This window comes from Patescibacteria group bacterium (assembly GCA_041650895.1).
GTDB lineage: Bacteria > Patescibacteriota > Patescibacteriia > 2-01-FULL-39-33 > 2-01-FULL-39-33 > CAISTG01.
Genome location: JBAZKF010000001.1, coordinates 170098 through 185236, shown reverse-complemented (window position 1 = coordinate 185236; position 15139 = coordinate 170098). Strand labels below are relative to the sequence as shown.

Genomic DNA, 15139 nt, shown 5'->3' with positions numbered 1-15139 from the left:
AATGAAAGTAATTAAAGAAAAAATCATCTCCGGTTGGCAATATTTATGGAAGCTGAAATTTTTTCGTGACCTATTGGTTTTGCAATGGGGCTCCTTTTGGGATTTGGGTCTGTCGCTGATCGCCTCTGTTATTTATGCCAGGGTTTTGGGCGTCGGCACGTACGGTGATTACGCCTTGATTTTTGCTTTAGCCAGCTTTGCCGGGTTATTTATGGATTGGGGCACCGGTTATGCTACTTTGACGCTTTTGGCTGAGGCTTACGCCAGAAGAAGCCGTCAGGATATCAAGGATATCATCACCTATTTTTTTAAATTGAACTTAATCATCTCCTTTACTTTCGGCTTGGCCGCTATTATTTTAGCTCCCGCCTTAGCCCAGTGGTTTTATCATAACCGCTTGATCGGCGAATTAGCCAGATTAATAATCGTCGGCTACATCTTCCAAATATTTTTTGGTTTATTAGTGAACCTGCTTCAAGTCATGCGAAAGATAAAATATCTGACTATTGCAGAGAATATTAATAAATTTTTTGCCGTGTTTTTACCGGTGATTTTTGTTTTTATGGGTTTTGGCTTAGCCGGAATCGTTTGGGGTTATTTATTAACGATTATCGGATCCATGGTTTTTTCTATTTTAGTCTATCGTAATTTTTCTCGTCGCAATGAATTAGTACCAGCGTTTGGTGAGATTCTATCTAATTTTTATCAGGTCAAAATTAAGAAATACTTTAATTTCGGTTTTGTCATGGCTGTGGATAAAAATATCGCTAGTTTGTTTAATATTCTGCCTTTATTAATCCTTGGTTACTTGGCTTCATCGGCGGAGGTGGCTAACCTGAAAATAGCCTTGGCTTATTTGGCTTTGTCTAATGTTTTTCTGACCCCGATCAGTCGTTTATTGCAGGTGCAGTTGCCTAAAGCCAAGGTTGCCGGGATTAAAGATCTAAAAGCCAATTTTTATAAATCGTCGCTTTTTGCCGGGTTTATATTTTTTTTCATTGTCTTAGCGTCTTTGGCTGTCGCTCCTTACCTTATTAGAATTGTTTATGGCCCGGAATTTAATTTAAGCATTAAGCTGGTTTATCCGCTGTCATTAAGCATTATTTTTTCCGGTTTTACGATTGGTTTGGGGTCAGTTTATCGGACAATCAATAAAAATATCTATGCTATTGCTATAAACCTCGTCAATCTTGTTTCTGGGTTTATTCTGATATTTTTTGTTTTGAAGTTGACTTCCCCGTTGAATGCCATTATCTCATTGATAGTTTATTGGTCATTTTTCAGTTTAGTAGCCCATTTTTCTTATTTGAGAGGATACTTTTCTAAACTAAACTAAACTATGAAAATACTATTCGTTTCTGATGATTTTCCTCCCATAACGCATACCGGTCCGTCCATAGTGGTTTATAATTTAGCTCAGGGTTTAATAAAATTAGGCCATAGTGTTTTTGTTATCGCTAGCGTTCAGGATAAGCAGCAGGCCGGTGTGGGGGTTTACGATGGTATAGAAGTTCATCGGATTTACGCCCATTATCCGGATCGCTGGATTAGTTATCTTAGCTTGTTCAATCCCCAAACCATTTTTGAGTTTAAAAAGATAATTAGTCGGATTAAGCCCGATGTTTGTCATTTTCATAATGTCCACGGCCACATATCTTACCACACGTTTTTTCTCGGTAGTCGGTATTCTCGAGCGGTTTTTTTGACGGCGCACGATATGATGCTTTTTAATTACGGTAAACTTAATTTAAAAAATGGCGCTTGTAATTATAAAGTCACTCTCTGGGATAATTTAAGGAACGCCAAAAAAAGATATAACCCCTTGCGCAATGTTCTGATTAGGCATTATCTCAAATATATAGACAAGATTTTTTGTATCACTAATATACAAAAAGATGTCTTGGCTTTGAATGGCATTACCAACACCGCCACTATTCATAACGCCATTGCCGGCGATTATTGGCAGAAGGACGATTCGGCAATTGAAGCGTTTAAGGAAAAATTCAAATTAATCGGCAAAAGAGTAATTATGTTCGGCGGACGTTTGAGCGAAGCCAAGGGCGGCAGCGCCATTATTGAAGCCATGATTCAGGTGGTAAAGGAGGTTGACAATGCGGTACTAATGATAGTCGGGGAAATGACCGGCTACGCAGAGTACTTAATGGATAAAAGCAATGCCGCCAAGCTCACGGACAAGGTTTTATTTACGGGCTGGCTGAGTCGTTCGGAAATGGGCTTGGCTTTTTTTTCAGCGGAAGTTTGTGTTACGCCATCAATTTATTTTGATCCGTTTAATTTGTTTAATATTGAAGCCATGTCAGCTGGCAAGCCGGTCGTGGGAACATGCTTCGGCGGGACTTCGGAAATCGTAGTTGACGGTGAGACCGGTTATATAGTCAACCCATTGAAGACTGAGGAGCTGGCAGGCAAGATTATTGATCTGTTAAAGCATCCGGATTTGGCAAAAAAATTTGGTCAAGCCGGCAGACAAAGAGTGGTAAAGGAATTTTCTCTTGATAAACAGGTGGCTGAAACTCTTGACTGGTATAATAAGTTTATAGATAAATAATTATTATTATGGATTTGTTGCTTATTGAAGTTAGGGGGACAAATAAATACATCAATAATGGCTTGGCCTATTTAGGCGGTTCGCTTGCCGGGCGCCTCTCTTTTAACATTATTGATTTGAACTTTTTGGCTTGGTCGCCTGATCATTTGAAAGATTTTATTATTGCAATTAATCCCAGAGTTTTGGGTTTCTCCGTAAAGTCTACTAACGTAGCGGTAATTGGCGATTTTATTGCCGAATTAAAAGGCAAGATTGACAGTTTAATTATCGTCGGCGGACCCCATGTCAGTTTATTGGGGGTGGAATATTTGCAGACGAATCCCGATATTGATTATGGCTTGCAGTTTGAGGCCGAACAGTCCTTGCCGCTTTTTTTTGATTTTCTATCCGGCAAAAAGCAAATCAACGAAGTTCCCGGGTTGGTTTACCGAGTCGGTGGCGAATGCCGGGTTAATCATTATTCTTTTGTTACTGATTTGGATAAATTAAGTTTTCCCGATTATGATCATTTTTCAGAATTGGATCCTCGGGAATATTTTAAAGATCGACCTTATCCGCTTCTAACCAGCCGCGGCTGTCCTTACAACTGCGTTTATTGTTCGGTTAAATTTGTCAGTGGGCGCAATTGGAGATCCCGAAGTGTAGAAAATATTATTAAAGAATTAGTTCTGGCCAAGGAGAAATACCTGATAAATAGCTTTGAACTGGTTGATGATAATTTCACTATGGATATCAACCGGGCTTTGCAATTTTGCCGGTCATTAGCCGGCCAAAAATTGGAGCTTGTCTGGGGCTGCCCCAATGGCGTCAGGGCCGACAGGATTACCCAAGAACTTTCCGTTGCTATGTATGAGTCTGGTTGCCGTCATGTCTCCTTAGGCATAGAAAGCGGCGTGCCTGAAGTGTTTGATCGGATAAAAAAAGGTGAGAAACTAGAAGATATTGTCAGGGCCACTAAAATATTAATGGGAAGCGGCATCAAAGTTACGGGATTTTTTATTGTCGGCCTACCCGGTGATAATCTTAGACATACCAGGGAAACAGTGAAGTTTTTTGATCAATTAAAATTAAACGGCGGCATTAAGTGGAATTTTTTGATTCCCTATCCTCATACGGAGTTATGGGACTGGGTTAAAAACAATGGTAAATTATTGAATGATTTTGCGCTCGGCCGCCATTTTTCCAAAACAGGGGATAAGATTATTCCGATTTTTGAAACCGCTGATTTTAGCGCTAAGGATCGGTTGAAGGCTTGGAAAATAGCTAATTTATCCACTGAATCATACTCTGCTGTTTTTAAGATACCGAAAAGTCCGACTATATTCAGATTGAAGATGGCGTATTTTTTACTGTTATACGCTCCGCAAGTTTTATGGCGAAAATTGCTAAGGGCGATTCCTAAATTATTTAAAGGTCACAGGAAACCGTCGTAATTTTATGAATCAAATTAATCCCAAAATTGATATTGTGGTTTGTAATTACAAGAACAAGGAATTGACCGCGAAATGCCTTGACTCTTTGTTGGATTCAACGTATATTGACTATAATATTATTTTGGTTGATGACCATTCTCCGGATGACTCAGTGGATTATTTTCGACGGCACTATCCTGGAATTACCGTTATTGAGAATAAGGCTAACCTGGGTCCGGCGGCGGCGCGTAATAAAGGGATTGATTCCGGCCGAGCTGAATATGTAGTGACTATGGATAATGACGCCGTTCTTTCTAAAACCTGGTTGGCTGAGATGGTGCGATTAATGGATTCAAATGGTAATGTCGGCCAGGCTGTAGGTAAGATTCTTTTCGCTGGTATGCCGGAAAAAATCGCTGCTGCCGGCGGTAGTATATTGTTTCGCGGTAAAGGCTATGATATTGGTATTGGCGCAGAATCAAGCGATCCAAAATATAATCAGCGTCGGCAGGTTCTTTATGCCTGTAGCGCTTCCATGATTATCAGGCGCAGTGTTTTGGAGAAAATCGGTGGTTTCTGCGAAAAATATTATCATGGTTATGAAGATACTGATTTGTCGTTGAGGGTTAATATTGCCGGATATCAAGTTGTTTATCAGCCAAACAGCGTTAGCTATCATGGTTTGAGCGTGACCGTAAATAAGACAATAGGCAATAAGCGGACGGTCTACCTGTGGATGCGTAATCGGCTATTGATTATGCTAAGGAATTATCCGGCATTGCTTTTGATCAGATCATTGCCTCTTAATATCCGTTTTAATATCGCCCATTGCCTTAGACAACCCGCCGATCTCCAGCCCTTTATGAAAAGCCTTGTCTCCATAATTATTAATTCATTTGATATTTTTCATGCCAGAATGAGGAATAGCCGATTAAAAAAGATCAGCAATAACCAATTAGAGCAGTTATTTAATCTAGATTAATTTATGGATTTTATTAAACGATTAAAAATAATTAAACAATATTTTCCTGTAAGCAAGTTCTATTTCTATTCTTTATCAAAAAGGGAATGGCCGCTTTACGGATTAATTTTTCAAGTAACCAACAAGTGCAACTCCCGTTGTCTAATGTGTTTTAACTGGCAAGTGATAAACACGGAAACTAAGGAGCTTTCTTTAGCGGAAATAGAAAAATTTACCCAAACCATTGGCGACATAAGAAGCGTTACTTTGGGTGGAGGTGAACCGTTTTTGCGGCCGGATTTGCCGGAAATTTGCGAGATTTTTTACCGTTGCAGCGCCACTAGAAAAATTGCCATACCGACTAATTGTCTTTTGCCGGATAAGATAGCGGATCAAGTCGAAAGGATACTGGTTCGCGTGCCAATAAAACTAAAAGTAGTCCTATCTCTGGACGGAATCGGAGAGGTGCATGATCGGGTAAGAGGAATAGCTGGAAACTTTAAGCTTTTTTTGGATACGTATGAGAAATTGACGGCTATCGCTAAGACTAATGAGTTGTTGCAGGTCAGTGTTAATACCACTATTTCTAATGTAAACCAAGATAATATCGCCGCGGTGATTGATTTTGTTGATCAGCATCCCGGCATCACATATCATACGATTGAAGTAATCCGCGGTTCGTTTGACCCGCAAAAAATCGCACCCGTAGATTTGGGGCAATATGAGGAATTGCTTAGCCGTGTTTTATTCAAGAGTAAGACATTGGCCAATGATTTGGCCAATAAGCTGTTTTATGCTTATTACCATAAGATAGCATTAAAAATAATGAAGCAAAAAAAACAAATCCTACCTTGCCGCTCAGCTTTATTTTTCCCCGTTATTGACGCTTGGGGTAATATGTATAATTGCGAAATGTTGCCCAAGATAGGTAATCTGCGGGATTATGATTATGATTTTAGAAAGGCCTGGCAGTCATCCCTTGCGAAACAGCAACGGTTAGATATTAAGAATAAGAAATGTTGGTGTACTCATTATTGTTATCAACTTCCTAATATTATGATGAGCCCTTGGCATTTGTTTAGGGCGGTTTTTGGGAATTTTCATTTAAAGTAACTCTAAATTATGTCGCAACAGCCAAATTTTAGGTTTAAGAGCTCGATTCTTTTTGTTTTATTGCCCGTAGTTTTTTTTGTTGCAGCCGGTTTTTGGTATTTTCCGGTTTTTTTTAAGGGCAGTACTGCCCAACCGGCCGAAGCGGAGAATTTTATTTTGGCCAGGAATCTTGTCCAAACGGGGGTTTACGGCATGGAGGACAGCCGCAATGTCGTTTTGGCGCCGTCTTTAGTCAGCCAGCGGGCTCAGCTCAGTACCCAGGGCAATAAGTTTACTACCTGGTCTTATGCTGCATTATTTCAGTTGATCGGCTTGCCAGATTTCAACACTTTAATAGTCATTGCCGTAATTATTCAGGCATTGGCTTTGGTTTTATTTGCGGCCGTCGTGTTTTATTTGTTTGATTGGGAAATAGCCGCAATATTTTCTTTGGTTTATATCTTATTGCCGTTTAATTCCCAGATGGTTCAAACTATCGGCACCTACGAATTCGCGATGCTGTATTTTTCAGTTTTTTGCGTTTTGTTTTTTATCGGCCGTAAAGTCAAGGGCAGATATTTTTTTCTGCCTTTGTCCGGAGTCTTTTTGTCGCTAGCTTGCCTGTCGCGGGAAGTGATGTTCTTATTTCCGCCAGTTTTATTTTTTTGGTTGATTTTTCAGTCCTCAGAGCAACCCCTTATTATCGATTCCCGTACGGATTTGTCTTTTTTCCGATTGATTTGGTTACGTTTTAAAACCGTCTTAACCGGTTTAAGGAACAATGCCGTCAAAAGCAGTCTTGGAAACATCAGTTTGGTGTTTGTTCCTTTTTTTGTAATATTAGCTTTTTTCTGGTTGCCGGCGATATTCGGTTTTAGCGGTAATAATGATTATTTCAGGGTGTTTTTTGCCAGCGAGACGCAAACCAATAATTGGTCTGAGTTTAATTTTTACGGCCATCTTTTCCCCGATCCCTATACTTTTTATTTTGATCAGAAAACGGTTTTAGACAAATTTAATTCCGACATAGCTGGTCGAGGATTATTGAAGAGCATTGACTTGATTAAGGTGGGGGCCAATATCGGCATACGCCCCATCAATTTGGCGGAGCGGGCTCTTGTCGGATCCAATAATCTGCTGGCGCATCTTTCTCGATTTCTCGCCTTGGAGTATATTGGCGGATCACTGTTTTTTATTTTAATGTTATTGGGTATTAAAGACTTGAGTCGTCGAGACAAGAATCTAACCAATCTTTTTGTCAGTTGGCTGGTGTTTTCTATTTTTATTTCCAGTTACGTCGTTCTGGCCTCACGCAATCATTTAATGGATTGGGGTTGGGTGATTGCTCTTTTTATCAGTCTGGGCTTGATGAGCTTAGCTAAGATGATCAGCGATTATTATGTTGCAAAGAGATTTAGTCGGCTGGCCGGCGGGGTGATTATTCTTTTAATCATTTATGGCTTAGTCCAGGCTAATCATGTCTATTGGGGCCGGGGATATGATAATAATATAAATTTGAAAATTGCTTATTCAGCTGAGCAAATCAGTTCTTGGGGTGTCGCCATCAAACCGGAAGAGGCGGTGGCCGTAGGCAATAGGTCATTGCATCCTCTGTTGAATTATTTAACCGGAGTATCAACTGTCTATTTTTCTCCGAATACTATCAACCATTTATTGCAGGAGCAAAAACTTCAGTCGGCTTTTGACGTTTATAATGTAAAATATATAATTGGTTATGATGCTGAATTAGCGGGGCAGATTTCCTCCAGTAGCCAAGCGATAAACATTGTCGATTGGCCTCAGGCGGGAATAATAGAAGCTGAAACCAGTCCCGGCAAGATGTGGTTTCTTAACTTGATAAAATAATGTTGAAAAAGATAACCAAGCGCAAAAAAACAATCTCCTTGGCCGTAACCATAATTTTATTGTGTTTGCTTTTAACTCAGATTGATTTCACTCAAGCCAGGGATATTATTTCAAATATATCATGGACTTACGCTTTAATCGCGTTTATTTTTTATTTTATCGGCGTTTGTTTGCGGGCTTGGCGCTGGCAAGTCTTGATTCTTTCTAAGAAAATAAGTTTTTTGAGTTCCTTGAAAATTACTTTGGGTTATACTTTTTTTTGTAATTTAATGCCGTTTAGAAGCGGTGAGTTAAGTTTTGTTTATTTCATAAAAAAACGTGAGAATGTAGCCATAGCAGAAGGGCTTAGTGTCCTGTTGGTAGCCAGATTTTTTGATCTTTTGGCAGTGGCTTTTTCTTTTCTGATCGGTTTTATTTTGCTTAACCCCGGCTACATTCCGCCTAATAGAATCTATCTAAGCTGTTTTATGCTTGGGTTAGCCACGATTGCCATATTATTCTACCTTGATTGGCTGGTTAAAGCGGTTGTTATTTTAATGCATTGGGCAAGATTGACTAAATTTCAATTTGGCGCTAAGCTGGCTACTAAGTTGGAAGAGGTTGCAACAAGCGTCAAAACAATTCGTTCCTGGCCCGTTTACTTGACTAATTTGTTGATTTCGTTCTTGTGGCTGGCGTCCGCTTCTTTAATGATCGTAGTTTTTTTCCGTGCCCTAAATATAGATTTTAACTGGCTTAAAGTAACTCTGGGTTTGATTTTTAGTCAATTAATAAGTTTTTTGCCTATCCAGGGATTGTGGGACTTCGGAACTTATGAAACAGGTTGGGCTATCAGCTTCGGACTATTAGGCTTAAATAAGGAAGCGTCTATTATTTCTGGTTTCATAGTACATTTGTTTAGTCTCGCTTATTTATTAATTTTAATTGCTATTTTTTTACCCGTAAAGAATTTTTTTAAAAAGACCGACTTATGAAGTATAAACTTTTATTGATTAATCCGCCTTTCACTAATTATGACGGTATCGAAGGGCAGGGTGGGAAAACCGCTCCGCTTAATTTGGCTTATCTGGCGGCTTATTTGCGCCAATATGAACAGGAAGTAGAAATAACAATTCTTGACGGTGAGGCATTGGAAATGTCCTATGATCAGATAGATGAAAAGATTAAGGAAATCATGCCGCAATTTATCGCTTTGACTTTCCCCACGCCTGTCTATAAACAACTCAAAGAAATTACGCGGCGGATAAAAGTCATTAATCCCGCAATAAAAATCATTGTCGGCGGGCCACATCCGACAATTGCCGCCGAAGAAACAATGCGGGGTATGCCGGCAATAGATTTTTGCGTCTTGGGCGAAGGGGAAGTCACTTTTTTGGAATTAATCCGCGCCTTAATATCCGAGCAAGTCGATTTCGGGGTGATTAAAGGCATCGCTTATCGCGATAATGCTGAAATATTAATAACAGAACCCCGCCCGCTGATTGATAATCTTGATACCATACCGTTCCCGGCTCGTGATTTATTGCCGGTTGAAAAGTATTACTTGCCGCCGACCAGAACGACGGACTCGGGGCAGGCGATTAATATCATATCCGGCCGCGGCTGTCCTTATCGTTGCGGTTTTTGCATGGCGGAATCAGTTTGGAAAAGGCGCTATCGTACTAGGAGTGTGAGTAATGTTTTGGCCGAGATTGAAGAATGCATGAAAAATTACCAGGCTACTTCTTTTAATTTCCATGACGAACTCTTTACGGCTAATAAAGATAGAGTGAAGGAATTTTGTGAAGAGATTATCCGGCGGAAGCTGGATATCTCTTGGGTGGTTATGGCCAGAGTTGATTCGGTAAATAATGAAATGCTCAAGTTAATGAGACGGGCCGGCTGTAAAAGGATCGGTTTTGGTTTTGAATCGGGCTCGCAGAGAATTTTAGATAAGATGTGCAAGGGCGCCACACTGGAACAAGCTAGAATAGCCGTTGACTTATGCCGTAAAAACGACATCTTGGTTTCCGGAGCATTCATTATTGGTTATATTGACGAAGATCCTTGGACGGTTAATCAGACGATTGATTTTGCTTGTAGCTTGGATCTGGACACAGCAGCCTTTTTTGTTGCCATTCCTTATCCGGGAACTCCCATGTATGAAGAAGCAAAGGCTCGCGGATACATCAGGAAAGATTTTGATTGGAGTGATTTTTGTTCAGTCTCCAATCATATACCGCCGATGGATTTGCCCGATTTAAGCAGTGATACCCTGCTGAAATTAAAACGCAAAGCCTTTATTAAGTTTTATTTACGTCCGAAATATATTATTTATCGGCTAAAAAAAATCAAGTCCCTGGCAGACTTGAAAGATATTCTGCTGGGACTTAACATTTTTAAAAACGTCCTTAAATAGGTTTTAGAATTTTAATACTTGCCAGCCGGCCTTGGCTTTTCTGACTAACTCGCCCCAGGATTTGACGGCCAGAAGTTTTTTGATGATATATTTGGGGCGTCGGTAGAAAGAACCGTAGAATTGACGCATTAAGCCGATCAGCTCGTCGCGGGAGAAATTCTCCGTCCATAACGGCGGAATGAATTGCGTTGAAGGGTTGGCCGCGAATTCCCTCCAGACATCGCTTTTGATGATGCCTGTTTCCAGAGCCTGATCGTATAACTGGGTGCCCGGGAAAGGAGTGGTAATAGAAACATTAATATAATCCGGATCAATCTTTTTGGCGAATGCTATTGTTTGTTCAATGTCGGCCAAGGTTTCCGAAGGATTGCCGATCATGAAGTAGGCGAGGGTTTCAATGCCCTCTTTTTTTGTCCAGCCGATTACTTTTTCCACCATCTCCAGCGTGATATCTTTTTTGAGTATATCAAGTATCTTTTGAGTTCCCGCTTCAACGCCGAAATGGATTCTCCGGCAGCCGGCTATTTTTAGCCAGTGAAGCACCTCTTCATCAACCGTATTGACGCGAGCGCGGATATCCCAATTGATTTCTAATTTTCTGTTAATTACTTCGTGGCAAATGTCGATAGTTCTCTGGCGATTAATGGTGAAGGTGTCGTCATAGATGAAGATTTCTTCAATCCCCATTTTTTTAATCTCTGCCATTTCATCAACGACGTTTTTGGCGCTGCGAGCGCGGAAAATTTTCCCTAAATACGGCCGATCGCAAAACAGGCAGCGGTAAGGACAGCCGCGAGAAGTGAACATAGTGGTAACCGGAGATTTTTGCGCGATGATAGAAAAATACTTGTCATATTTTGTCAGTTGTCGAGCTGGAAAAGGCAATTCGTCCAAATTGCTGATTAATTCGCAATGGCCGGTGTTGATTATTTCTCCATTAAGTTTAAAGATCAATCCAGGTGTTGTTTTTAATTTTTCGCGATCATCAATATTATCAATCAACTCCTTAAACGGTTTTTCGCCTTCGCCCAGGACAATGAAATCCACTCCGGGCAGGTTAATGGTTTCATTGGGGTATAAATTCGGATGAGGACCGCCTAGAACGATTAAAGTCCCGGGAAATGACGTTTTGATCGCTTTAATAATGGCTATGACGTCTAATAGGACGAAAGTTAAAGCGGTTATACCGACTATATCCGGTTTAAAATCTTTGGCGATATCGCCAATTCCGTCGTAACTGATATTTTCTACGCCGCAATCCGCAATTTTGATTTCATGATTACCGAATTTTTTCAAATAGGAAGCCAAATATAAAATTCCCAATGACGGCAGGTAATCTATTTCTTTGTCGTAGATTTCTGGCTGATTGGCGGCGATCGGTTGAAACTGGGCAGGGTTAATTAGCAGTATTTTTTTTGTCATAGTTTTAGGGCAGGTATTTCCTTAGTCGGGGACCGATTAGGGCAGTGATATTTAATGGCAATAAACGGTAAATCTTTGCTAAATAACGTAACCCGGATTTTTGTGGTGCTTTATTATTTTTTCTTTTTGATGATATTAAATAGTATTGCAGAACGGTATCGCGGCAATCCCATTGATTTTTGAATTTGGCTACAGGGGAATCAACTTGCGATCTGCCGAGATCTACTCCGTCAAGCCCCCTGTCGCATGATTCAGAAATCATCCGCCAGTAGAGGTAGTCATTAAAATTTAATGATTTAAACTTTCTGTCAGAGGCCGCCCAAGGAATATGCAATATATTCTTATGGATAAAAGTCAAAGCGGCGGCGACTGTCTGATTATTGTATTTAACGGCGCAGATGATGCCGTCAAATTGTTCCATTATGTTGGCAAAGAAAGTCACTTTATGGGCTGGCGTGCCGTGCCGTTTCATTGATTTGAGATAGAGCAGGTAAAAATCGGCTAATAATTCTTTTTGTCTTAAATATTCCGGATTGTATTTTTCGGCTTTGCGCACCTGGTTTCTGGCTTTTTTATCAATTCTCTTCCATAAGTTGTCTGAATCTTCTTTTAAATCAATCATCGAAGATATATTGTCGGTGCTTAGCGATGCCTGGCTAAAGTTTCTCGCCTCAGCTTGGCGTAATTCATATTCCTTGCTATCCTTAGCAGTTTGTCTCATCAGGTAATCAGCAAATTCCGATAAGGCTGATTCATTGCCGATAAAGCCGGCTGAGTCAGTGAAGGGCAATGAGACTGACTTTTTCTTGTTGATCTTAAAAAGCGGCAGAATCCCGACGATTAATCCTCGGTCGTTGGTGCTAACCAGGTAATTATCAGCGAATCCATAATTGTCGCGGATAATTTTTCGCATTCTAAGACTATGGGAGAAGTTAGATTCTTCGCAATTGTTTAAGAAATTTTCCCAAGCTTGTTCTTGGTCTTTTGTCAGCTCTTTAATGGCCATGGTTAATCCTATGTTGTTCAATGCTCTCAACGGAAAAATCATTCAGCAGTCGGTTGAATTTATTCCAACTTTTTTTGACGCCGAAATATTTTAAAGTTTTGCGCCAGTGAGGGATTTTTATGTTTGGTATTGATTCATCCAAATCCATTAAGTGGAAATAAAGCACCACTAATTGGTTTTTTGAGATTTTTTTCTTTAACAAGTAAGAGAAAATCGGATAAGGCAACAGGCGGAAATAAAGACCGCCCGATATTGGCCAATTGATCCCGAGCCAGCGGAAAGTTGAAATGGGATATTCTAAGAGTGCGGCTTCAGTCATTAATTTGTAGGGTTGGATCGGCGTTAACCCTGTCGGATCAGAGGAGAACGGGAAATAACTTGAATCATAAACAAAGTCGTTTTTCCCCAGTGTTTCCCAGGCCCATTTGTTGCTTTTGTTTATTGAAAAATTAGGCGCCCTGAATCCCTTTGGCGCTTCATTAATTACACGTTGGAAGATTTCCGTTGATTTGGTTATATCCCTTTGGAATTCATCGGGGCTTAAGCGATCTATCGGTGTGTGATTAAGACCATGCAATGCGATTTCTTGGCCGCTAGCTTTGATTTTTTTCAGTAAGTCGGGGAAGCGATCCATTAAATCAGCCAGAACAAAAAAAGTGGCACTGGCATTCGGATAGTCGCTAAGCCGAGATAGAATTTTTTCCAAGAGAGTTATGTTCAGTAGCGGAGTGTCAGCCTGTTTTCCGGCTAAATATTTTTCCAAAAATTTGCTTGAATGCCAATATTCCAAATCAAAGGAAAGAATAATTTTGGGCTTATTGTCGTTCATTATGCGGATCGTTTAAGTATATTTTTTCAAATAACACATTCGCGTCTAATCCTAGAAGCGAATTGAGTTTTGTTTGGTCCAGATACCGTATGACAGGGAAAGCCCATAACGGTGTTTTATTGGGTGGAACCATGGCGTCAATAAAGGCTTTTGTCGGCTGTAATCCGGCTGCCCTACCTAATCCTTTTAAGTAACCCAAGGAAAAATCAAGGCCACCCAACTCTTCTCGATTTAGGAGAGAGAAGACCGCTACCGCCGGATTTTTTCCGTTCGGTTCGCATAAGAAAATATATTTTTTTGCCACTCTGGACATTTCTTTTACGGCTTCAATCCTTTCTTGCTTGTTCATATGGTGAAGCAACGCACTGCAGGTTACTAAATCAAAGGAGTTGTCCGGAAAAGGTATGGCCGTAACTGAAGCAACCATTTTTTGCGGATTGGGGTTGTTATCAATCATTTCTTTTGAATAATCTATCCCCACACATTCTATCTGAAAGATATCGGATAGGGCTTTTTGGAAAAAGCCGTTGCCACAGCCACAATCAAGAATACTGCCAATATCGTTCGGCAATATATTTTTTACTTTTTTCGCTTTATCTTTGAAAATATAGTTCACAATGGGATGTTCTGGAGAGCGACGCGCTGATTTGTCTTGGCTCCAGAATTTTTCTTGCAGATCTCCGGTTGGCATAAATGCGTGATGTTTTATTGACGGTTATTAATCTCTCTTCGGAGGGCGGAAATCTGGTCGGCTATCAGGCCGAAGAAAAATATTAATATTGAAGATAATGAGACTAATACCGTACTGGCGCTAATCCGGCCCTGATTAATAACGTCAAATGCCAATAAACTTCCGCCTAATAAAAATAATAATAGGCCGATAGGCAGAAATATCCTTAAGGGTGAAAAAAGCATGATTAGCCGCAAGATTAAGAATAAGTAAGTTATGAACTCCTTCGGTTTGACCATGCTTTGTCCACTTTCCCTCTTATTTATTTGAATTGGCACGAATTTGACATTCAATCCTTCCCTTAAAAAAGCGAATAATGTTGTAGTTGAACAGGAAAAACCATTAGGTAAAATATGGACAAATCTTAAAAAATCTTTCTTTTTGATGATTCTTAAACCGCAGTTGAAGTCAGTTATCTTTTTGTCTAACAAATATATAGCCAATAAGTGGATCAATTTTTTCCCGGGTTGGCGAATCCAGGGTCCTTGGTAACCGGTTCGTTCACCGGAAATCAAGTCAAAGTTCTCCGTATAAGCAAGCATTTTTTTGATATCCTCGGCTTGATGCTGTCCATCAGCGTCAAAGAATGCCAGCCATTCGTGGCGAGCATTTTTAGCTCCGGTTTTCAAGCTGGCGCCGTAGCCCTTGTTATAGGGATGATTAAGCAGCCGCACTCTATTGTCTGATCTTAATAACTCTCCACTTTGATCGGTCGAGCCGTCATTAACAATGATAATCTCGTGGGTTATCTGGTTTTCGGTTAATTCTTTAACTAAAGAATCAATGACTTTGGGAAGGGCTTCGCCATCATTGAAATTAGGGATGATTATTGATAAAGCCGGGAATGTATTCAT

13 protein-coding genes are annotated in these 15139 nt (G+C 40.2%); 8 read left to right on the top strand and 5 right to left on the bottom strand.

Annotation, left to right across the window (positions count from 1 at the left end):
• Position 1: 1 nt before the first annotated feature.
• The 8 genes from WC473_00960 to WC473_00925 are packed head-to-tail and all read left to right on the top strand — an operon-like array spanning position 2 to position 10298.
• A complete protein-coding gene (locus WC473_00960; GenBank protein MFA5124383.1) occupies positions 2–1336 on the top strand; it encodes an oligosaccharide flippase family protein in 1335 nt (444 codons plus the stop codon).
• Between the two features lie 3 nt (positions 1337–1339).
• The gene (locus tag WC473_00955) at positions 1340–2569 is read left to right on the top strand and encodes a glycosyltransferase family 4 protein (GenBank protein MFA5124382.1); all 1230 of its coding nucleotides are present in this window, start codon (positions 1340–1342) and stop codon (positions 2567–2569) included.
• Between the two features lie 8 nt (positions 2570–2577).
• Positions 2578–4002 carry a radical SAM protein gene (locus tag WC473_00950; GenBank protein ID MFA5124381.1) on the top strand — a complete coding sequence of 475 codons (1425 nt, stop codon included), beginning with the start codon at positions 2578–2580 and terminating at the stop codon, positions 4000–4002.
• 4 nt (positions 4003–4006) lie between these two features.
• Complete coding sequence (locus WC473_00945; GenBank protein ID MFA5124380.1) at positions 4007–4963, top strand: glycosyltransferase family 2 protein; 957 nt, start codon at positions 4007–4009, stop codon at positions 4961–4963.
• A 3-nt stretch (positions 4964–4966) separates the two neighbouring features.
• Positions 4967–6055 carry a radical SAM protein gene (locus WC473_00940; protein ID MFA5124379.1) on the top strand — a complete coding sequence of 363 codons (1089 nt, stop codon included), beginning with the start codon at positions 4967–4969 and terminating at the stop codon, positions 6053–6055.
• A 9-nt stretch (positions 6056–6064) separates the two neighbouring features.
• Positions 6065–7900 (top strand): hypothetical protein, encoded by a 1836-nt coding sequence (locus tag WC473_00935; protein ID MFA5124378.1) that lies wholly within the window; start codon positions 6065–6067, stop codon positions 7898–7900.
• On the top strand, positions 7900–8874 hold the full coding sequence (locus tag WC473_00930; GenBank protein ID MFA5124377.1) for a lysylphosphatidylglycerol synthase transmembrane domain-containing protein: 975 nt from the start codon (positions 7900–7902) through the stop codon (positions 8872–8874). The genes WC473_00935 and WC473_00930 overlap by 1 nt, the downstream gene beginning before the upstream one ends.
• Positions 8871–10298 carry a radical SAM protein gene (locus WC473_00925; protein MFA5124376.1) on the top strand — a complete coding sequence of 476 codons (1428 nt, stop codon included), beginning with the start codon at positions 8871–8873 and terminating at the stop codon, positions 10296–10298. Before WC473_00930 ends, WC473_00925 begins: the two co-directional genes overlap by 4 nt.
• Positions 10299–10301: 3 nt before the next feature.
• On the opposite strand, the gene WC473_00920 is transcribed toward WC473_00925, so the two are convergent.
• From WC473_00920 to WC473_00900, 5 genes are read right to left on the bottom strand one after another with little or no spacing between them, the layout of a single operon-like run.
• Positions 10302–11720 (bottom strand): radical SAM protein, encoded by a 1419-nt coding sequence (locus WC473_00920; protein ID MFA5124375.1) that lies wholly within the window; start codon positions 11718–11720, stop codon positions 10302–10304.
• A gap of 4 nt (positions 11721–11724) precedes the next feature.
• On the bottom strand, positions 11725–12726 hold the full coding sequence (locus tag WC473_00915) for a GNAT family N-acetyltransferase (protein MFA5124374.1): 1002 nt from the start codon (positions 12724–12726) through the stop codon (positions 11725–11727).
• Positions 12716–13555: a polysaccharide deacetylase family protein gene (locus WC473_00910; protein ID MFA5124373.1), complete on the bottom strand. Its 840-nt coding sequence runs from the start codon at positions 13553–13555 to the stop codon at positions 12716–12718. Before WC473_00910 ends, WC473_00915 begins: the two co-directional genes overlap by 11 nt.
• Positions 13542–14246, bottom strand: a complete 705-nt coding sequence (locus WC473_00905) for a class I SAM-dependent methyltransferase (GenBank protein ID MFA5124372.1) — start codon at positions 14244–14246, stop codon at positions 13542–13544. Before WC473_00905 ends, WC473_00910 begins: the two co-directional genes overlap by 14 nt.
• Positions 14247–14260: 14 nt before the next feature.
• On the bottom strand, positions 14261–15139 hold the full coding sequence (locus tag WC473_00900; GenBank protein ID MFA5124371.1) for a glycosyltransferase family 2 protein: 879 nt from the start codon (positions 15137–15139) through the stop codon (positions 14261–14263).

Bases quoted from the DNA above. Each gene is read 5' to 3' on its own strand.
- WC473_00945 (MFA5124380.1), top strand. From the start codon at position 4,007: ATGAATCAAATTAATCCCAAAATTGATATTGTGGTTTGTAATTACAAG.
- WC473_00925 (MFA5124376.1), top strand. From the start codon at position 8,871: ATGAAGTATAAACTTTTATTGATTAATCCGCCTTTCACTAATTATGAC.
- WC473_00900 (MFA5124371.1), bottom strand. From the start codon at position 15,139: ATGAATACATTCCCGGCTTTATCAATAATCATCCCTAATTTCAATGAT.
- WC473_00950 (MFA5124381.1), top strand. From the start codon at position 2,578: ATGGATTTGTTGCTTATTGAAGTTAGGGGGACAAATAAATACATCAAT.
- WC473_00905 (MFA5124372.1), bottom strand. From the start codon at position 14,246: ATGCCAACCGGAGATCTGCAAGAAAAATTCTGGAGCCAAGACAAATCA.
- WC473_00955 (MFA5124382.1), top strand. From the start codon at position 1,340: ATGAAAATACTATTCGTTTCTGATGATTTTCCTCCCATAACGCATACC.
- WC473_00960 (MFA5124383.1), top strand. From the start codon at position 2: ATGAAAGTAATTAAAGAAAAAATCATCTCCGGTTGGCAATATTTATGG.
- WC473_00920 (MFA5124375.1), bottom strand. From the start codon at position 11,720: ATGACAAAAAAAATACTGCTAATTAACCCTGCCCAGTTTCAACCGATC.
- WC473_00940 (MFA5124379.1), top strand. From the start codon at position 4,967: ATGGATTTTATTAAACGATTAAAAATAATTAAACAATATTTTCCTGTA.
- WC473_00915 (MFA5124374.1), bottom strand. From the start codon at position 12,726: ATGGCCATTAAAGAGCTGACAAAAGACCAAGAACAAGCTTGGGAAAAT.
- WC473_00910 (MFA5124373.1), bottom strand. From the start codon at position 13,555: ATGAACGACAATAAGCCCAAAATTATTCTTTCCTTTGATTTGGAATAT.
- WC473_00930 (MFA5124377.1), top strand. From the start codon at position 7,900: ATGTTGAAAAAGATAACCAAGCGCAAAAAAACAATCTCCTTGGCCGTA.
- WC473_00935 (MFA5124378.1), top strand. From the start codon at position 6,065: ATGTCGCAACAGCCAAATTTTAGGTTTAAGAGCTCGATTCTTTTTGTT.